This window comes from Paenibacillus sp. GM2FR, assembly GCF_002803325.1.
Classification (GTDB): Bacteria; Bacillota; Bacilli; order Paenibacillales; family Paenibacillaceae; genus Paenibacillus_AQ; species Paenibacillus_AQ lautus.
In genome coordinates this window covers 1-19,996 of record NZ_MKZM01000015.1, presented here as the reverse complement: position 1 = coordinate 19,996, position 19,996 = coordinate 1, and the positions used below count along the sequence as shown (strand labels likewise).

Here is a 19,996-nt window from a genome sequence, read left to right as displayed (position 1 = left end):
GAGGAGGTAGGGGATGAGTCGGTTCATCCGGAATTCTGGTTTTTATTTGATTCTATTTTTAGTCGTGGTGGGCATAGTACAATTCGTCACTAATGGCGGCGAGCAAGCCGATGCCCCTAGTTATAATCAACTGCGGCAGGAAGTCAAAGCTAACAACATAGAGGAAATGACGGTACAATTTGACGGTTACGCTTATCTGGTGACCGGTAAGTATAGGGAGATTTCCGAAGAGAAAAAATCGGAGAATTTCTCAACCTATATTCCTGCCACGGATGCAGCGATGCAAGAGCTGACTGCAGCCAGTGAGAGCAACAATGTCAAACTGTCCGTGGTGCCAATGGAAGGCCAAAGCATTTGGCTGACATTGCTTTCATCCTTTATTCCGCTCATCATTATGTTTGTTCTGTTCTTCTTCCTGTTTAATCAGGCCCAAGGCGGCGGCGGCAAAGTGATGAACTTTGGTAAGAGCAAAGCCCGCTTATATAATGAAGAGAAGAAACGGATTACATTTGAAGATGTAGCCGGAGCAGATGAAGAGAAGCAGGAACTTGTTGAGGTTGTTGACTTCTTGAAGGATCCGCGCAAGTTCAACACGGTTGGCGCTCGCATTCCGAAGGGCGTTCTGCTTGTCGGCCCTCCGGGAACAGGTAAGACGCTCCTGGCTCGTGCCGTTGCCGGTGAAGCAGGCGTGCCGTTCTTCAGTATTTCCGGTTCCGACTTCGTTGAGATGTTTGTCGGTGTCGGTGCTTCTCGTGTACGTGACTTGTTCGAGAACGCGAAGAAGAATGCACCATGTATCATTTTCATCGATGAAATTGATGCTGTAGGTCGTCAGCGTGGCGCCGGACTTGGCGGCGGTCATGACGAGCGTGAGCAGACACTCAACCAGTTGCTGGTTGAGATGGACGGTTTCGGAGCGAACGAAGGCATTATCATCGTTGCTGCCACCAACCGCCCGGACATTTTGGACCCGGCGCTGCTTCGTCCGGGACGTTTTGACCGTCAGATTACCGTAGATCGCCCGGATGTGAAGGGCCGTGAAGCCGTACTGAAGGTTCATGCACGCAACAAACCATTGACGAAGGATGTTAAACTTGACATCATCGCCAAACGTACAACCGGTTTTACAGGCGCTGATCTGGAGAATCTCCTGAACGAGGCTGCCTTGCTTGCGGCTCGCCGCAACCGTAAAGATATCTCCATGCGAGAAGTGGATGAGGCGATTGACCGTGTTATCGTCGGTACGGAGAAACGCAGCCGCGTGATCAGTGACCGCGAGAAACGCATCGTAGCTTACCATGAAGCAGGCCACACGATTGTGGGTTATTTCCTCGAGCATGCGGATACGGTGCATAAGGTAACGATTATTCCTCGTGGCCGTGCCGGTGGATATGTCATTATGATGCCGAAGGAAGATCGGATGCTCGTGACGAAGCAGGAGTTGCTGGATCGCGTAACCGGTTTGCTTGGCGGGCGTGTTGCTGAGGAGCTGTTCATCGGTGAAATCGGGACCGGCGCTTACAGTGACTTCCAACAAGCGACAGGCATTATCCGCAGCATGGTTGTGGAATACGGTATGAGTGAGAAGCTCGGACCGATGCAGTTCGGTACATCCCAAGGACAAGTGTTCCTGGGACGTGATATCGGACATGAGCAGAACTATAGTGATCAAATCGCTTATGAGATCGATCAGGAAATGCAGCGATTCATTAATGATTGCTATGAGAAATGTAAAGAGATCCTGAATAAGCATGCCAAAGAGGTTCACCTGATTGCGAACACGCTCCTCGAGATGGAAACGCTGGAGCTTGAGCAAATCAAGAATCTCATTGAGACCGGATCAGCTGAAGGCAACGGCAGTGGCGACGGTGAAGGAGAAGGTTCTTCCGAGAATGGTGAACCGATCATCGACAACATTGGCGACGTGAAAGTTCGCATCCAAGGGAAAGAAGACGGCGAGCAGCCGACTTCCACGGAAGAAATTCCGAATAACCCGATGGATTCGAATGATCCAGGGCCAGAGCGCAAAGATTCCGAGCGCAAGGATCCTCCAGGCGGATCGGACAACGGTAATAGCAGCTTAACGTAATATTCGCTGATAAAAGCTCGAATACCGAATAAAATTGAAGAACCGGAGAACGATAATTCGTTTTCCGGTTCTTTTTGTGCTTTCTATCACATTGACAGGGGGCAGAATGAACGTGTACATTAGTTGTTAAATAAGGATGCGCATCCTTTCACAAAGGTGGAAACCATCCTGAAAGTCACATGGTCATCAGCGGCGAACCGCCGGACTATACAAAGGGAGAGGGTCGATCATGGAAGCTTTGGCACTGGAGCGTAAGGCAGAACAGAACCGTGAACTGCGTGAGCGATTAATGCAATTGAAGAAGGAACGTAACGCAATCATTTTGGCACATTATTATCAACGGGATGAAATACAAGAGGTCGCTGATTTCCGGGGGGATTCCTTCCTGCTCGCGCAGAAGGCAGCACAAACGGATGCCGAGGTTATCGTATTTTGCGGTGTGCATTTTATGGGCGAGAGCGCCAAAATCCTGGCTCCGGGCAAGACGGTTCTTATACCGGATGAGCGGGCCGGTTGCCCAATGGCGGATATGGTGAACGTTGACGGACTGCGAAAGTTGAAAGCGCAGCATCCGAATGCAAAAGTGGTCACGTACATCAATTCATCGGCTGAGATCAAAGCCGAAACGGATATCTGCTGTACTTCATCCAATGCCGTGAAAGTGATTCAGTCGGTGGATTCGGATGAAATTATATGGGTACCTGATAAAAACCTGGGACATTATGTTCAGCAGCATACCGACAAGAAGCTCATTATCTGGGAAGGGTACTGTAACACGCATGACATGCTGACGGTGAAGGATGTCGTCGAGATGAAGGCTAAATATCCTCATGCTGAATTTGTGGTGCATCCGGAATGCCGTCCAGAGGTTGTTGCGATGGGGGATTTTGTAGGGAGTACCACCGCCATTCTAGAGTATTGCAAAAATTCATCTGCCAAGGAGTTTATCGTGGGCACGGAGGACGGAACCGGTTATCAGCTTCGATTGGATAGCCCGGATAAATCGTTCCACTTCGCTACGAAATTCCTGGTGTGTCCGAATATGAAAGTGAATAACCTCAAAAAACTGGTTAAAGCGTTGGAAACGATGAAGCCGCAAATTTATGTGCCGCCGATCGTTGCAGAGAAAGCCAGAACTTCATTAGAGCGCATGTTACAAGTTAAGTAGCATGCGCTACTCTTTCGTGAAAAGACAGGTGAGGTATCGTGATACCGCAGTATTTAATTGATTTTGAGCTGAACGATCTTCCGGTTGTCCAGACGGATGTCATCGTGATCGGTTCAGGCATTGCGGGTTTATATACGGCGATCATGGCAAGTGCGACTCAGAATGTACTGCTGATTACGAAAAAATCGCTGCTCGAAAGCAACACGCGTTATGCGCAGGGAGGGATTGCAGCCGTAACAGCTGAGGATGACTCTCCGGCCTACCACCGTCAGGACACCCTCCTGGCAGGGGCGGGTCTATGTTCATCTGCCGCGGTGGATGTGCTTGTAAACGAGGGTCCGGTCGGCGTTCAAGAGCTGATTCGACTCGGTACGATGTTTGATGTGGAGAATGGCGAGCTCGCACTGACCCAAGAAGGCGCCCACAGTCACCGCCGGATCCTTCATGCCAACGGGGATGCTACCGGGTATGAAATTGTGCGTGCCCTTTCCATTCAGGTTGAAATGCTTCACAATATAGAGGTGTGGGACGATCATTTTGTCATTGACCTGATTACCGAGCAGGGAGAGTGTCATGGCGCTTTGGTACAAATGCCGGACGGAAAACGGGTATTCGTACGTGGACGGGCGACGGTTATGTGTGCCGGCGGCGCCGGCCAATTGTACCGGTATACAACCAATCCGGAGGTTGCTACAGCGGATGGCGTTGCCATGGCTTACCGGGCAGGCGCAGAAATTCGGGATATGGAGTTTATTCAGTTCCACCCGACGGCGCTTAGCTATCCGGGTGCGCCCCGATTCCTTATATCAGAGGCGGTTCGCGGTGAAGGTGCTGTTCTTCGGAATATACGAGGAGAACGGTTCATGCCCAAATACCATGATTTGCTGGAGCTGGCGCCGCGGGATATTGTTGCACGGGCCATTGTCAGTGAGATGGAAGCAACGGGGTCTACCTTTGTTTATCTGGATATTACCCATGAGTCGCCGGAGATGGTCAAACATCGATTCCCAACGATTTATGAAACCTGCATGCAGTATGGACTCGATTTATCCTCAGATTGGATTCCGGTCTCCCCGGCAGCGCATTATATGATGGGGGGCATTAAAACCAGTCTGCACGGCGAGAGCAGCGTGAAGCGTTTATTTGCTTGCGGAGAGGTATCGTCTACCGGTGTCCACGGGGCGAACCGTTTGGCCAGCAATTCGCTGTCGGAGGCGATTGTGTACGGCAGCCGTATTGTTGAACGTATTAAGAGCCTGCCGGAACCCTCAGGAGATCCACTTCATGTATCATTCCATCTCGGTCGCAAGGACGCTCCGTCCCAGGCGATGGTGGAAAAACGCTTGAAGCTTCAGAAGGTGATGGTACGTTATGCAGGACTTCGGAGAAATCGGGATACTCTATTAAGAGCAGCGGAAGAGCTCGGCCGTCAGCTGCCATTGTTCCATTCGGTTCTCTCCAAGCGTGAGGAATACGAGTTTGCCAACATGCTCACAGCATCCCTGCTCGTGGTTCAAGGTGCGCTGGGTCGTGAAGAAAGCCGGGGAGCCCACTACCGTGAGGATTTCCCGGAGCGGAATGACAGCGTATGGCAGAAACATATTGTCCATACACGGGATCAAGAAATGACGGAGGAATTAAGCGATGATGTTTAACGGATACAACGATGGCCTACTCCAGAGTATACGGACTTGGCTGCAGGAGGATATTGGGTCGGGGGATATCACCACCCTCACCACCATTGAGCCGGGTCATGAATCCAAGGGCGTTATTCATGCCAAGGAGGCGGGAATCGTGGCAGGGATGCCGGTAGCAGAGCTGGTATTCGAAACGGTTGATCCGTCGCTGACGTTTACGGCATTGGTTCGTGATGGGGACGAGGTTGAAAAGGGGACGGTTCTAGCCGAAGTGGAAGGCAGCACCCACCGTATTTTGACAGGCGAGCGTCTCGCTTTGAATTTGCTTCAGCGTCTGTCGGGTATTGCAACAAGAACACGTTCTTTTGTTGATGTACTTGAGGGATTGCCGACAAGATTGGTGGATACCCGCAAAACGACACCAGGCCACCGAATGCTGGAGAAGTATGCCGTTCGGGTTGGCGGCGGGGCGAACCATCGGTTCGGTCTGTACGATGCCGTTATGATCAAGGATAATCACATTAAGGGCGCAGGCGGCATCGCGCAAGCGGTCAGCCGGGCAAGAGCCCATATTCCACATACCATGACTATAGAAGTTGAAACTGAGAGCTTGGCGCAGGTGGAGGAAGCACTGGCTGCAGGCGCAGATATTATTATGCTGGATAACATGAGTCATGACATGATGGCGGAGTCTGTTCGAAGAATCAAGGCCAAGGCTCCTCATGTTCGCGTCGAAGCCTCGGGGAACGTGACGCTGGAGACCGTACGCGGGATTGCCGAGACCGGGGTCGATGTGATATCCGTTGGACGGCTGACTTATTCTTTCCATAGTCTCGATATCAGTCTGGATCTGAATGCGAAGAAAGGAGGGACAGAAGGTTGATTCTGGTTGTGGATGTAGGGAATACCAACATTGTATTGGGTGTGTATCAGGGAAAGAAGCTGCTGCATGATTTTCGAATCAGTACATCGCGTCAGTCTACCGTGGATGAATACGGTGTATTGATTCACAATTTGTTTCAAATGTCCAATATATTGGTAAGCCAAATAGAAGGTGTTATTGTTTCTTCCGTAGTTCCTCCTCTTGTACGTGTGGTCGAGGAGATGTGCAATAAATATATTGGCAAAGCGCCCCTGATCGTAGGACCGGGGATCAAAACGGGACTTAATCTGCGGTATGAGAATCCGCGCGAGGTTGGCGCTGACCGGATCGTGAATGCAGTTGCAGCCGTCGAGCAGTACGGGGGGCCGCTGATTGTGGTGGATTTCGGTACGGCGACGACGTTTGATTGCATCGATGAGGCAGGCAATTATCTTGGCGGAGTGATTGTGCCTGGTATTGGCATTGCCACGGAGGCTCTTGTACAGCGTGCTTCCAAGCTTCCTCGCGTAGAGCTTGAAAAGCCGAAAAAGGTGATTGGGCGCAATACCGTGCATGCCATGCAGGCCGGTATCGTTTTTGGCTATGCCGGACAGGTCGATGGCCTGGTCAAGCGTATAAAAGCCGAGATGGGTACGGACAATGTTAAGGTTATCGCTACGGGGGGAATGGCCGAGCTGATTGCCGGCGAAACGGAGTCCATTGAAGAGATTTCTCCCCTTCTGACTTTGGAAGGCTTGCGTATTATTTATGAGCGTAACTAGAACCGATATAAAACCGTTAGATATTACAAACAACTAGAAAGACAAGGAGGCCTCAAGATGGGTAATCAAAAAGACCGTTTGCTGCGGGGAACGGCATTAAACGGGAAAGTGCGGGCATTTGCCGTTCGGACAACCGATTTGGTCGAAGAGCTTCGCCAAAGACATGATACGTTTCCTGTCGTCACAGCCGCTTTGGGCCGAACCGTGTCAGCAGCAGCGATGATGGGAGCTATGCTGAAAGGAGACGAGCGTCTTAGCATTCAAGTGCGCGGCGACGGACCGATCGGTTTGATTGCGGCGGAGAGTAATGCCAACGGCGAGGTACGCGGATATGTCAAAAATCCGCATGTGGAGCTGACGAATATCCGTCCGGGCAAGATCGATGTAGCCGCCGCTGTAGGGACCACAGGTCATATTGATGTGATCAAGGATTTCGGGTTGAAGGAGCCTTACCGTGGCAGCGTACCGATTATTTCGGGCGAGCTGGCTGAAGACTTCACATACTATTTTGCCGTCTCCGAACAGACCAACTCGGCGGTTAGCCTTGGTGTGCTGGTTTCACCCGATTATTCCGTGGCGAATGCCGGCGGCTTCATCATCCAGCTTCTCCCCGGCGTTACCGAGGATGAGATCAAGGAGCTCGAGCTTGCGCTAAGCAAGATTCCTCCGATCACCGAGATGCTGGAAGAAGGACTGGAACTGGAAGACATCCTGAAACGAGTCGTTCCGGATGTGACCATTTTGGAGGAAACGGAAGTGTACTTCAGCTGTGACTGCTCGCATGAGCGGGTGGAGCGCGCGTTGATCAGTTTGGGGCAGGAAGAGCTTGAGCAGATGATCGAAGAGGATGGCAAGGCTGAAGTTTCCTGTCATTTTTGCAACGAAAAATATAGGTTCGATAAGGAACAGCTAAAATCCGTGCTAGAGCGGGCCAAATCTTAACGTTGGGATGAGCGACCGTGATGACGAGACAAGAGAAGGGATTGTGGGCGACCGTCATTGTCTTGACAGCATGCGTATTGGGTATGGGCGGCTGGATGCTGTTTTCCGGGAATTTGTCGCAAGAGGCTTCACCACCGTGGAAAGAAGGCTCCCAACCAGTTGCATCCATCCAGGACAGGGCGATTACCGAAGACGAGTGGGTTGACGAGCTAAAGAAGCGTTATGGCCGGGAAATGCTGATGACTATGCTGAATCGGCACGCCGTAGCGCTGGAGGCCAAAGCGAAGGATATTGATGTTACGCCGGCGGAAGTTGATGCGGAAATCGAAGTCATGAGCCGCAGCTACGGTTCCAAGGAACGTTTCTTATCGGAAATGGAAAATCAGCTTGGCATTACGGAGAGTGAATTAAAGACAGAGACAACGTATCGGCTGCTGCTTGAAAAAATTGCGACTTCCGACGTACACATCGAAGAGCAGCAGATCGATTCGTATCTGGAACAGTACCCAGACCAATTTCGCCCCAAGAAGCAGTTCAATTTATCCATAATCGAAGTCGCTTCGAAAGATGAGGCGGAACGGGTCATGGATCGGCTGGAGAATGGAGAGGCTTTTGCGGATCTCGCAGCCCAGGTATCTCTCGATGAGTATACTCGCGAAGACGGCGGGCAGATCGGCTTGGTCGAGGAGGATGATCCCTTTTTGCCCCCGGCAGTGCTGGATGCAGCTTCAACACTTGAGCCCGGGGATATTGCGGGGCCGATCACACTCACAGACACCTATGCCATTGTATATGTGAAGGAAATTATCGAACCTCAGGCCCCTAGCGAGGAAAGTGTCCGCAAGGCCGTTCGCAAGCAGCTGGCCCTGGAGCAGTCGGTGTCCTTATCGGAACTGGAGCGTCAGCTTCGCGAGAAATATGAGGCACGGATTAGTGCGGGCACGGTCACGCTGTAAGTAGAGGAAGAACATAGGGGAAAGCTCGCTGTGGCGGTGTAAGACTCGGCTGCAGGAGCTTTTTTTGTGCCAAAGTATTCAAGGGATCCCATTTTCCGGGAATGATGATTACCTGAGTATGCAGTCTTAGAGGCGAATTCGTCTTTCCTCGTTCGGGAGGCGCAGGAAAAACCACCTAGAAATGTTGATTTTCGAGGTGCGGGATATTGACAATGACTCGTAACGTTGTTAAGATGAAGGTATAAAAACCTACCTTTTTACTCGGATATTAGGAGCCTCAATAATCAACAATTTGGGTCTATATAATGGCTCCACATTTTTTCAACATCCAGACACTACAAATTTAATGATTCGACATTAGAATGTATAACACCATTATGACTAGTTAATCCAGATTCATATTTAGAGGAGGGCTTCATTCATGGCAAAAGTCGTAAATAATGTGACAGAATTAATCGGTGGAACTCCACTCGTCCGTTTGAACCGGATCGTACCGGAGGATAGCGCAGAAATCTATCTGAAGCTGGAATACCAGAACCCGGGCGCAAGCGTTAAAGACCGGATCGCGATCAGCATTGTGGAAGAAGCGGAGAAGGACGGACGTTTGAAGCCGGGCGATACTATTATTGAAGCAACAAGCGGTAATACCGGCATTGGTTTAGCTATGGTGGCAGCTGCCAAAGGCTACAAAGCGGTTATCGTTATGCCTGAAACCATGAGCTTGGAGCGCCGCAACCTGCTGCGTGCCTATGGCGCGGAACTGGTACTGACACCGGGATCGGAAGGAATGAACGGCGCGGTTAAGAAGGCAGAAGAAATTCTGCAGGAAAATGCCGGATTCTTTATGGCCGAGCAATTCAAGAACCAAGCCAACGTGAAGATCCACCGTGAAACGACAGGTCCGGAAATCGTTGAAGCGATCGAATCCATCGGTGGTTCCCTGGATGCATTCGTTGCTGGTATCGGAACAGGCGGAACGATTACAGGTGCGGGCGAAGTGTTGAAAGAGCAATTCCCTAACATTAAGGTTATTGCGGTTGAACCTGCTGCATCGCCAATCCTTGCCGGAGGCAAACCGGGCCCTCACAAAATCCAGGGCATCGGCGCAAACTTCATTCCCGAAATTTTGAATCAAGAAGTCTACGATGAAATCGTTCATGTTGAGAATGACGATGCTTTTGAAACTTCCCGCCGCGTGGCGAAGGAAGAAGGCGTTCTTGGCGGCATTTCCTCCGGTGCGGCTGTATATGCAGCTTTGAAGGTTGCCAAAGAGCTTGGTAAAGGCAAGCGGGTGGTAGCCGTGATTCCAAGTAACGGAGAACGTTATCTGAGCACGCCGCTTTATAACTTCGAGTAAGATGATTTCGTAATATGCGCGCATTTTCTCACCTATTTGGTTGAGGTAATACGTGACAAGGAAGGAGCCCTCAATGTGTTTTTATAGCATTGAGGGCTTTTTGTGTATACTACTCTCTAAGATAACGCTTTATGGGAATCCACGGAATGACCGCTCCAAAAAATATTGTTGGACGAGCTTCTATTTAGGGTTTTCAAGAGAAGCGGGATACAGTATACTGACAGGCAACAGTAAGGCTTTTGATGATTAAGGGAGGATCGGCATGGAGAGAAGAGTGGAGCTGGCCCAGTGGCAGGCATGGGCTAAAGAGGGCTGGTCCGTCGTTCCCTATCTGGTTCAATATAAAGGAGCAACAAGAGGTTTACCTCTGTCATGGAGGCATGCATGGAATGCGGCATCGCCATATGCCTTTGTGCTGGAGAGCGGTAAGGGCGGACGCTATACGTATCTTGGATTGCGGCCGGTGTCCATTCTGCAGGGGAAGGGGAGCCATGGCGAGATCATCGAGCTGTCCGGCGATTTACGAACGCAGGTGACAGGAGAGCCGCTGCATCTGTTAGAGCAGTGGATGAAAGAATGGCGGTCTCCCCGTGTACCGGAGTGGCCGGACTTTCGCGGAGGCTGCGTCGGTTTCCTAAGCTACGATGTGATCCGATCGATTGAGCAGCTCCCCACGATAGCCAAGGATGAACCGGGGTTCCCGGATTATATGTGGATGCGCATGGAAGAAATCTGGATTTATGATCATACAGATGACAGCATCTACTGCTCGGTGCATGTCCCTCTGCCTTGGGCATTCGGGACCGGAGGAAATTCGGAAGAAGTGACGGCGTTCGAGGATTCAATGGATGCATCCAAAGGCTCGGAACGTTCAACCGACCAAGAGAAGTTATTGCAAGAGTTATATGATGGGGCTGTCCTAAAGGCTGAATCGATGTGGTCCCAATGGAATCAAATGTTCGAAACAGGCTCAGGGAACGGCTCGAGTCCCGAAGATGAGCGCGTACGGCAGGAACGATGGAAGAAAGCGCAGGAGCTGTCAGGGCCGAATGTCGAGATCTGGGATCGGCTGGAGATTGATTTTTCGCAGGAAGCGTTCGAGCAGGCGGTTCTCTCGATCCAAGAATATATTCGACAGGGCGACGTATTTCAGGTCAATTTGTCTCTGCGCCGGCATATGCAGCTGCATGCGGAACCTGCCGATATTTATGAGTGGCTGCGTATCCTGAATCCGTCGCCATATATGGGGTATATATCTTCACCGGGCTTCAGCTTGGCCAGCGGCTCGCCGGAATTGCTGGTGAAGCTGGATGGCGATGTCGTGTCTGCTCGGCCGATTGCGGGAACCCGGCGTCGGGGAAGCAATCCGGAAGAGGACGCGGCAATGGAAACGGAGCTGCTTGGCAGCGAGAAGGAACGGGCGGAACATATTATGCTGGTCGATCTGGAGCGTAATGATATTGGCCGCATTGCCGCATACGGGACGGTTCATGTTCCGGAGCTGATGACCGTCGAGAGATACTCTCACGTGATGCATTTGGTGTCACAAGTGGAAGGACGGATTGCAGAAGGGAACCATGCGTATGATGTCATTGCGGCAGCGTTCCCTGGCGGCACCATTACAGGCGCACCCAAAATCCGGACCATGGAGATCATCGAAGAGCTGGAGCCCGTGACACGGGGGCCTTATACCGGCTCCATGGGCTGGATCGATTATAATGGTGATATGGAGCTTAACATTATTATTCGGACCCTCGCCGTGAAGGATGGCGTTGGCTATATTCAGACGGGCGCGGGGATTGTCATTGATTCCGATCCTTACCGGGAATACAGGGAGTGCCATAACAAGGCAAAAGCTTTGATAGCGGCACTGAAGTGCAGTGAAGAAGAAGCGGCAGCGGTGGCTGCGAATATAGGGGGGAAATAACATGATACTTGTCATCGACAATTATGATTCGTTTACGTATAACCTGGTTCAATATTTGGGTGAGCTCGGCGAGGAAGTGAAGGTTTACCGGAATGATGAGATCGACATCGCCGGCATCGAGGCGTTGGCCCCGGACCACATCCTGATATCGCCGGGACCGTGCACGCCGAATGAAGCCGGCATCAGCCTGGATGTGATTTCGCATTTCAAGGGTGTGATTCCGATCTTCGGCGTCTGCCTCGGCCATCAGGCGATCGGGCAAGCCTTTGGCGGCAACGTGATTCGTGCGGAGCGCCTCATGCACGGGAAAACATCAGAGATCCAGCATACGGGCGGCTCGGTCTTCGAAGGCTTGCCGGTTCCGTTCACCGCAACGCGCTATCACTCGCTGATCGTTGAGAAGGAAACCTTGCCGGATGAGTTGGAGATTACCGCCTGGACAGAAGAGGGCGAAATCATGGGACTTCGGCATAAACAATATCCCGTAGAAGGGGTGCAGTTCCACCCGGAATCCATCATTACGGATCATGGCCATCAGATGCTGCGCAATTTCCTGAAGCGTACAGCTGGCGCCGAAGCATGAAATATATTGGCATGAACGGCGGCATCGTTGAAGCTGCCGAGGCTGTTTTACCTGTAATGGATCACGGCCTTCTGTACGGGATGGGGTTATTCGAGACCTTCCGTACTTATGAGGGGAAGCCTTTTTTAATAGAGCGACACTTGAACCGGCTCATGGACAGCTGCCGGGAGCTCGGAATCGCCCACAGGGCGGATGCCAATAGGATAAGTCGCTGGATATCGGAACTGATGGAGGCCAATGGCCTACAGGATGCTTATATCCGGTATACCGTAACGGCAGGAGAGGGATTGCTCGGTCTGCCTGCTGGGGACTATCTGAAGCCTTCCGAGATTTTATTCGCCAAAGAGCTGCCGGCCGCAAATGAAATGCTTTACGAGAAAGGCAGAGCCATGCGGCGGCTGTCCCTTCCGCGGAACACTCCGGAATCAGCGGTTCGGCTGAAATCTCTGCATTATATGAACAATATACTCGCAAAACGGGAATTGGCAGGATATCCCAGCCACTCGGATGGTTCGACAGAGGGGCTGATGCTAACGGCGACCGGGGAAGTGGCAGAGGGTATTGTCAGCAATGTTTTTTTTGTCAAAGCGGATCGGTTATATACGCCTGACATTGGCACGGGCATTTTGCCGGGGATTACCCGGGCCGTGGTGCTGGAATTGGCTGCCGATCTTGGTATTGAAGCCGAAGAAGGCCGTTACAGCTGGGAGTTCTTTACCGGAGCGGATGAAATATTTACGACAGGCTCTGTTCAGGAGATTCTTCCGGTCACGACGTTGATTGGAGCTGAAGGCGAGACTCTTGTTATTGGACAAGGTTTGGCCGGTCCGATAACCCGTACATTACTGAGCGCATATAGAAGGAAAGCAGGGCAAAAGGCATGAAAACAACGATTTACGAACGTGAATATCGTCTGAGCAAGGATGCTGTGTTAAAGCTCGGTCAATCCACGCTCATTATGGGTATATTGAATGTGACGCCGGATTCGTTCTCGGACGGAGGTCGTTATAACGACACGGACCGGGCGGTTGAGCACGCGCTTCAGCTGGTAGAAGAGGGAGCCGACATCATCGATATCGGCGGAGAATCGACGCGTCCAGGCCACGAGCCGGTTGGAGCCGCAGAGGAGCTCGCCCGCGTTATCCCGGTTATTGAAGCTATTCACCGGCATGCGCCGCATATTCCGTTGTCGATTGACACGTATAAAGCGGAAGTTGCGCGTCAGGCGATTGGAGCGGGAGCTCATATCATTAATGATATTTGGGGGTTTAAAGACGACGCGGATATGCCCAAGACAGCGGCAGAGCTTGGATGCCCCGTGATTTTGATGCACAATCGCCGTGATCGGAATTACACCAATCTCATCGAGGACGTAAAGCGCGATTTGCTGGAAAGTGTCGAGATTGCTCGAGCTGCAGGTGTGCAGGATCGCCATATTTTGCTTGATCCGGGCATCGGGTTTGCCAAGGACTATGACGAGAACATGAAAGTGATGGCATCCCTCGATCAGCTCGTGGGGCTTGGGTTTCCGGTACTGCTGGCCACCTCCCGCAAAAGGTTCATCCAGACCGCACTTGGCGCCCCGGCACAAGATGTGCTGGAGGGAACGGCCGCCACGGTGGCTTACGGGATTGCGCAAGGCTGCCAGATCGTTCGTGTGCATGACGTGTTGCATATGAAACGGACAGCGAAGATGTGTGATGCCATGACTTACGCTTCGATGGAGCTTACACGCATATAATTTTTTTCGGGACAAAGGATGGAAGGGCGGAGTAGAGATGGATAAAATGATACTGAGCCGCATGGAATACTACGGCTATCATGGTGTGTTTGAGGAAGAGCGCAAGCTGGGACAACGATTCTATGTGGATCTTGAGCTGGAGATGGATTTGAGCAAAGCCGCGAAGACGGACGACCTGACGTTAACGGTAAATTATGCCGAGATTCATGATCTCTTGCTGGATATTATGCGGACGGAGTCGTTCCGCCTGATTGAAGCTTTAGCGGAGCATATTGCATCTAAGGTATTGGACACTTATACTATTATCGATGCTTTAACGGTCCGATTGACGAAGCCGCACCCGCCTTTTGACATTCATTTTGAAGGTGTGACCATTGAGCTGCACCGGACCAGGAAGTGAGACGATCATGAATTCACACGCCACCTCTGAGTGTTCAGAGGCTTATATTGCTTTAGGGGCCAATTTGGGAGATCGTGAAGGTAACCTGATGGAGGCTTTGGAACGGTTGGATGAAGTACCCGGGATTACGGTAGAGCGCGTATCCAACTTGTATGAGACCGAGCCGGTCGGATATGTGGACCAACCGATGTTTCTTAATATGGCTGCAGCCGTGTCGACATCGCTCAGTCCTCATGAACTGCTTGCCGAAATGCAGCGCATTGAGAAACAGCTTGGACGGGTTCGTCATATCCACTGGGGACCTCGGACAGTTGACCTTGACCTGTTGTGGATGGATGGACGCCGTCTGGATACGCCGGACCTGGTTCTACCGCATCCCCGTATGCAGGAGCGGGCTTTCGTTCTTAGACCGCTGGCCGATATCGTATTTGAGTTTGAACCTTCGGGTCTGTACCATGTGGTCAAGACAGCACTTGAGAACCTGGAAGGAAAGGAAGGAATACAGCTTTGGAAAACAAGCAGCTGGCGCAGCGTATCCGCGCTTTCCGAAAACTAAAGGGTTTGACCCAGCAAGAGCTCGCCGAGCGAACCGGTATTTCCTTGGCTGTGCTTGGTGCGATTGAGCGGGGGAACCGCCGTGCCGAGGAGCAGATGCTGGCTCAGATTGCAGACGTGCTGGAGATTACATTGCAGGAGCTTAAGGAACGGAGCTAGATCTTCTGAATAGGAAGCTGGTGCAGGTTTATTTTTTATCAAACCTAGCCATTAATATAGGAAGATGATCTGGATGCGAAAGTAATTTTTGCGGACTGGACGATAATACGATGAATGAGTATGATGGTTTGGTTTGAAACTCAGGGATCCCTTGCACGAGAACCGGGATCTTTTGACTATAAATATCAGAATAGAAAGGAGTGACACATAAAATGGATGCATTGAAAATCGGAAACATCGAGATGAAGAACCAAGTGGTTCTGGCGCCTATGGCAGGCGTGTGCAACCCCGCTTTCCGATTGATTGCTAAGGAATTCGGTACCGGATTGGTTTGCGCTGAAATGGTTAGCGGCAAGGCCATTGTTCACGGCAACAAGCGCACCCGGGAAATGCTGTTCGTTGACGAGCGGGAGAAGCCGTTGAGCCTGCAAATTTTTGGAGGTGACCGCGACTCCCTGGTGGAAGCGGCCAAAGTTGTCGATCAGCAGACCAATGCCGACATCATCGACATTAACATGGGCTGCCCTGCGCCGAAGGTAACGAAGGTGGATGCAGGTGCACGCTGGCTTCTGGATTCGAACAAAATCTATGAAATGGTAGCGGCGGTTGTCGATGCCGTGAACAAACCGGTGACGGTGAAGATGCGTACAGGCTGGGACAGCGATCACATCTATGCTGTCGAAAATGCACAGGCTGTCGAACGCGCGGGCGGTCAAGCGGTCAGCGTTCACGGACGTACGCGCGAGCAGCTCTACACCGGGCACGCGGATTGGGACATCATTCGCCAAGTGAAAGAAGCCGTCTCCATTCCGGTTATCGGTAACGGCGATGTGGTGACGCCGGAGGATGCTCGCCGGATGCTGGATACAACAGGCTGCGATGGTGTCATGATCGGCCGCGGAGCGCTGGGGAACCCATGGATGCTGTATCGTACCGTGGAATATCTGAAGACAGGCCAGCTGCTGCCGGACCCGGCTCCGCAGGAGAAAATCCGGATTGCCATTTTGCATATGGACCGGCTGATCGCTCTGCGCGGCGAAGCGGTTGCGGTACGGGAAATGCGCAAGCATCTTTCCTGGTATTTGAAAGGGCTGAAAGGCTCCGCCCGCATTAAAGATATTATTATGGAAGAAACGAAGCGCGACGAAATGGTGAGCCTTCTGAACAACTTTGTGAACAATCAAGAGGCCCAAGAAGAATCGACAAAAAGTGTATATCCTCAAGCCGCTGCGGCAATGGGATAATTTGGGGTACAGGCTGTTAACGGGTGCGTGTATGCGTCATTCGTGACAGCCTTTGCGCGCATTGACTTTTTGAAATGGTTCCCATATAATCTTTCAGTATAAATTCAAGAAATTGAGCAGGCATCAGAGGGAAGTTCTGATCCCCAAGAATTCGCATATAGTATGTTGATACCGTGGTTTAAATTATTTACATGACAGGAGAATCGGTTAATGAGCGATAAAGAAGTCATTCTTACCCAGGACGGTCTGAAGAAACTGGAGGACGAACTTGAAAATCTAAAGTCTGTAAAACGCCGTGAAGTGGCTGAGCGGATTAAAGTTGCCATCGGTTATGGTGATATTAGTGAAAACTCCGAATATGAAGACGCCAAGAACGAGCAAGCCTTTATCGAAGGCCGGATTATCACGCTGGAGAAAATGCTCCGCAATGCGCGCATCATCAACAATGATGATATCAATACCGATGTCGTCGGTGTGGGCAACACGGTGATCGTAGAGGATTTGGAATTCGGCGACACGATGGAATATACCATTGTAGGTACGGCTGAGTCGGATCCGCTGAACAACAAGATCTCTAACGAGAGTCCTGTCGGCAAAGCGATTATTGGCAAGCAAAAAGGATCGGTTGTAGATGTTAACGTTCCTGCGGGCGTTATTCAATATAAAATTGTAGACATTAAGAAGTAAGTCGGAATGTGGTGTAGAAAGCTTCCTTCGGGGGGCTTTTTTAAATAGGCAAGGCTGTGTTGAGGGCTTAATGGGTGAATGGTATGTCTTTTAATGGCTGCCCTACCGTTAAGTCCTAACCGAATGTGTACAAGTTGTTCAAGGGCTGTCCGGATCATGTAATGGGTGGCGGCGCTTGTGCTGTTGGGGATTTATGATGGAAGTGAAATGAAGGAGATGGATGACGATGACGGAAGAAATGAATAACCAGGAACAAGAACAGGAGTTAAGTGAGCTTTTGCAAATTCGCCGCAATAAATTGGACGAGCTTCGCAAGCTGGGCATCGATCCGTTTGGCGGAAAATACGAAAGAGAACATCACGCAGGTGATATTCTGAAACAGTACGACGAGCTCTCCAAGGAAGAACTGGAAGAGAAGCAGGTGGAAGTGAACCTGGCCGGCCGGATTATGGCTAAACGCGGCATGGGCAAGGCTTCTTTTGCTCATATTCAGGATTTGAGCGGCCGGATTCAGATCTATGTTCGCCAGGATTCGATTGCAGAAGCGCAATATGAAGCATTCAGCATCCTTGATCTTGGTGACATCATCGGAGTGAAAGGGGTCTTGTTCAAGACCAAAACCGGTGAAACCACCATTAAGGTGAAGGAGCTGGAGGTTCTTTCGAAGTCGTTGTATCCGCTCCCTGAGAAATTCCATGGTTTGAAGGATGTGGAACTCCGTTACCGTCAGCGTTATGTCGACCTGATTATCAATCCCGATGTGCAGAAGACCTTCATTGCCCGTTCCCGTATTATCCAATCGATGCGCCGTTACCTGGATTCCCAAGGCTATCTTGAAGTGGAAACCCCGACTTTGCATTCGATCGCTGGTGGTGCGGCGGCACGTCCGTTCATTACGCATCATAATGCGCTGGATATGGAGCTGTATATGCGGATCGCGATTGAGCTTCACCTGAAGCGCCTGATCGTGGGCGGCCTGGAAAAAGTGTACGAGATTGGCCGCGTATACCGGAATGAAGGAATCTCTACCCGTCATAATCCGGAGTTCACGATGATTGAGCTTTATGAAGCCTATGCAGACTATAAAGATATTATGGCACTGACCGAGAATATGATCGCCCATATTGCCCAAGAGGTGCTGGGTACACAAGTGATTTCGTATCAAGGGCACGAGGTTGACCTGACGCCACAATGGCGTCGTGTATCCATGGTTGATGCCGTAAAAGAAGTGGTCGGCGTTGACTTTAGTGTGGAAATGTCCAACGAGGAAGCGCATCGCCTTGCAAAAGAACATAAAGTTCCGGTAGAGCCGCATATGACATTCGGCCACATCTTGAACGCGTTCTTTGAGCAGTTTGTTGAAGAGACGCTGATTCAGCCAACGTTCATAACCGGTCATCCGGTTGAAATTTCGCCGCTTGCGAAGAAGAACGACGTGGATCCGCGGTTCACGGATCGCTTTGAGCTGTTTATCGTGGCGCGTGAGCACGCGAACGCGTTCTCGGAGCTCAATGATCCGATCGACCAGCGTCAGCGTTTTGAAGCGCAGATGAAGGAAAAGGAACAGGGCAATGACGAAGCGCACGAGATGGATGAGGATTTCTTGCGTGCGCTGGAGTACGGTATGCCGCCAACAGGCGGACTTGGTATCGGGATCGATCGTTTGATCATGCTTCTTACGAATTCCCCGTCCATTCGCGATGTCTTGCTGTTCCCACATATGCGTAATAAGGAATAGAATTTGCTCCATTGATGGTTGAAGAGGCAGTTGACTATAGATCTCTATAGTCGGCTGCCTTTTTTGCATGGGCTTCTCGATTGCCTCTTGTTTAGAGAAGAAAGCTATGATAAATTTATTTGGTACACTTGTATTAAAAAGGGGCTGGCGTAATGATTGGAGCTTTTATTATTGGATGTGAAATTTTATTCTGGGTATTTGTTCTAGCTGGGTTAAGCGTAAGGTATCTGCTCGGCATGAAAAGAACGGGCGGAATACTGCTGCTGTGTACGCCGATCATCGACTTATTATTGATAGCCGTAACCATTATAGATCTCCGTGGCGGGGCGGAAGCCGGATTCATGCATGGGCTGGCGGCTGTATATATCGGGGTGACGATTGCTTTTGGGCATCAGATGATCCAATGGGCGGACGCACGGTTTGCTCACCGATTTGCAGGTGGCGAAAAACCGGGATCGGCGCCGAAATATGGAGCAGCTCGCGCCAAGCGTGAGCGCCAGGGATGGTATCGCCATGTGTTGGCGTGGGTGATAGGAGCTATATTACTTGGCGTTATGATTCTTGTGGTTGGGGAACCGGCACGAACGGAGCAGCTAAAGGCAATGGCTTTACAATGGGCAGTGATCCTGGGAATTGATTTCATATATAGCTTCAGCTATACCTTCTGGCCTAAGAAGCAGGCGGGATAAATGGAGGCAATGAATATCTAGTATATAGTAAGCAAGTGAATGTATTATTTTACCTTATTACTAATTAACTCAAAAGGGTTGCATATTGGCGAATGCCATGGTATATTATATTTCCGGCCAAGAAATACGGTCGAAACAAACGCTTGAGATAACAAGCCGAAATGAATTTGAAAAATAAATTCAAAAAAAGCTTGCAATGATCGAGCCGATGTGATAAGATATAAGAGTTGCTAACGAGATAAACTGTTGGCAACAAACGAAGAAGTTGATCTTTGAAAACTGAACAACGAGTGAGTAAAACGAACCACTTTGGTGGGACGTTGAAATAGAGAATTGAACAAATTCTCGTCAGTTTAAGAAATGAGCAAGTCAAACTTTATTGGAGAGTTTGATCCTGGCTCAGGACGAACGCTGGCGGCGTGCCTAATACATGCAAGTCGAGCGGACTTGATGGAGTGCTTGCACTCCTGAAGGTTAGCG

19 protein-coding genes and 1 rRNA gene are annotated in these 19,996 nt (G+C 50.7%); all 20 read left to right on the top strand.

The window, feature by feature from the left end; all coding sequences use genetic code 11:
- Positions 1 to 13: 13 nt before the first annotated feature.
- The gene (ftsH, locus tag PAEVO_RS33155) at positions 14 to 2,089 is read left to right on the top strand and encodes an ATP-dependent zinc metalloprotease FtsH (RefSeq protein ID WP_100541638.1); all 2,076 of its coding nucleotides are present in this window, start codon (positions 14 to 16) and stop codon (positions 2,087 to 2,089) included.
- Between the two features lie 229 nt (positions 2,090 to 2,318).
- The gene (gene nadA, locus PAEVO_RS33150; RefSeq protein WP_100541637.1) at positions 2,319 to 3,257 is read left to right on the top strand and encodes a quinolinate synthase NadA; all 939 of its coding nucleotides are present in this window, start codon (positions 2,319 to 2,321) and stop codon (positions 3,255 to 3,257) included.
- Between the two features lie 38 nt (positions 3,258 to 3,295).
- The gene (gene nadB, locus PAEVO_RS33145) at positions 3,296 to 4,912 is read left to right on the top strand and encodes an L-aspartate oxidase (protein ID WP_100541636.1); all 1,617 of its coding nucleotides are present in this window, start codon (positions 3,296 to 3,298) and stop codon (positions 4,910 to 4,912) included.
- Positions 4,902 to 5,777 (top strand): carboxylating nicotinate-nucleotide diphosphorylase, encoded by an 876-nt coding sequence (gene nadC, locus PAEVO_RS33140; RefSeq protein WP_098741234.1) that lies wholly within the window; start codon positions 4,902 to 4,904, stop codon positions 5,775 to 5,777. Before nadB ends, nadC begins: the two co-directional genes overlap by 11 nt.
- Complete coding sequence (locus PAEVO_RS33135) at positions 5,774 to 6,538, top strand: type III pantothenate kinase (protein WP_009591942.1); 765 nt, start codon at positions 5,774 to 5,776, stop codon at positions 6,536 to 6,538. Before nadC ends, PAEVO_RS33135 begins: the two co-directional genes overlap by 4 nt.
- Positions 6,539 to 6,595: 57 nt before the next feature.
- Positions 6,596 to 7,480, top strand: coding sequence for an Hsp33 family molecular chaperone HslO (gene hslO, locus PAEVO_RS33130; RefSeq protein WP_100541635.1), 885 nt, complete (start codon positions 6,596 to 6,598; stop codon positions 7,478 to 7,480).
- Between the two features lie 20 nt (positions 7,481 to 7,500).
- Entirely contained in the window at positions 7,501 to 8,436 is a 936-nt protein-coding gene (locus tag PAEVO_RS33125) for a peptidylprolyl isomerase (protein ID WP_100541634.1), read from the top strand.
- A 421-nt stretch (positions 8,437 to 8,857) separates the two neighbouring features.
- On the top strand, positions 8,858 to 9,793 hold the full coding sequence (gene cysK / locus PAEVO_RS33120; protein ID WP_071221062.1) for a cysteine synthase A: 936 nt from the start codon (positions 8,858 to 8,860) through the stop codon (positions 9,791 to 9,793).
- Positions 9,794 to 10,055: 262 nt separating this feature from the next.
- Positions 10,056 to 11,720, top strand: coding sequence for an anthranilate synthase component I family protein (locus tag PAEVO_RS33115; RefSeq protein WP_100541633.1), 1,665 nt, complete (start codon positions 10,056 to 10,058; stop codon positions 11,718 to 11,720).
- Between the two features lies 1 nt (position 11,721).
- Entirely contained in the window at positions 11,722 to 12,303 is a 582-nt protein-coding gene (gene pabA, locus PAEVO_RS33110) for an aminodeoxychorismate/anthranilate synthase component II (RefSeq protein ID WP_100541632.1), read from the top strand.
- Positions 12,300 to 13,187 (top strand): aminotransferase class IV, encoded by an 888-nt coding sequence (locus tag PAEVO_RS33105; RefSeq protein ID WP_100541631.1) that lies wholly within the window; start codon positions 12,300 to 12,302, stop codon positions 13,185 to 13,187. Before pabA ends, PAEVO_RS33105 begins: the two co-directional genes overlap by 4 nt.
- Positions 13,184 to 14,044, top strand: a complete 861-nt coding sequence (gene folP / locus PAEVO_RS33100; RefSeq protein ID WP_100541630.1) for a dihydropteroate synthase — start codon at positions 13,184 to 13,186, stop codon at positions 14,042 to 14,044. The genes PAEVO_RS33105 and folP overlap by 4 nt, the downstream gene beginning before the upstream one ends.
- A gap of 37 nt (positions 14,045 to 14,081) precedes the next feature.
- Entirely contained in the window at positions 14,082 to 14,444 is a 363-nt protein-coding gene (folB, locus tag PAEVO_RS33095) for a dihydroneopterin aldolase (RefSeq protein WP_006207454.1), read from the top strand.
- A gap of 7 nt (positions 14,445 to 14,451) precedes the next feature.
- Positions 14,452 to 15,000, top strand: coding sequence for a 2-amino-4-hydroxy-6-hydroxymethyldihydropteridine diphosphokinase (folK, locus tag PAEVO_RS33090; protein ID WP_100541629.1), 549 nt, complete (start codon positions 14,452 to 14,454; stop codon positions 14,998 to 15,000).
- On the top strand, positions 14,952 to 15,158 hold the full coding sequence (locus tag PAEVO_RS33085) for a helix-turn-helix domain-containing protein (RefSeq protein ID WP_076326682.1): 207 nt from the start codon (positions 14,952 to 14,954) through the stop codon (positions 15,156 to 15,158). Before folK ends, PAEVO_RS33085 begins: the two co-directional genes overlap by 49 nt.
- A 212-nt stretch (positions 15,159 to 15,370) precedes the next feature.
- Positions 15,371 to 16,402 (top strand): tRNA dihydrouridine synthase DusB, encoded by a 1,032-nt coding sequence (gene dusB, locus PAEVO_RS33080; protein WP_100541628.1) that lies wholly within the window; start codon positions 15,371 to 15,373, stop codon positions 16,400 to 16,402.
- 210 nt (positions 16,403 to 16,612) lie between these two features.
- A complete protein-coding gene (gene greA, locus PAEVO_RS33075) occupies positions 16,613 to 17,089 on the top strand; it encodes a transcription elongation factor GreA (RefSeq protein WP_009591919.1) in 477 nt (158 codons plus the stop codon).
- A 226-nt stretch (positions 17,090 to 17,315) separates the two neighbouring features.
- Positions 17,316 to 18,827, top strand: a complete 1,512-nt coding sequence (lysS, locus tag PAEVO_RS33070; RefSeq protein WP_100541627.1) for a lysine--tRNA ligase — start codon at positions 17,316 to 17,318, stop codon at positions 18,825 to 18,827.
- A 152-nt stretch (positions 18,828 to 18,979) separates the two neighbouring features.
- On the top strand, positions 18,980 to 19,516 hold the full coding sequence (locus tag PAEVO_RS33065) for a hypothetical protein (RefSeq protein WP_100541626.1): 537 nt from the start codon (positions 18,980 to 18,982) through the stop codon (positions 19,514 to 19,516).
- 376 nt (positions 19,517 to 19,892) lie between these two features.
- Positions 19,893 to 19,996 (top strand): 16S ribosomal RNA (locus PAEVO_RS33060); the annotation flags it as partial.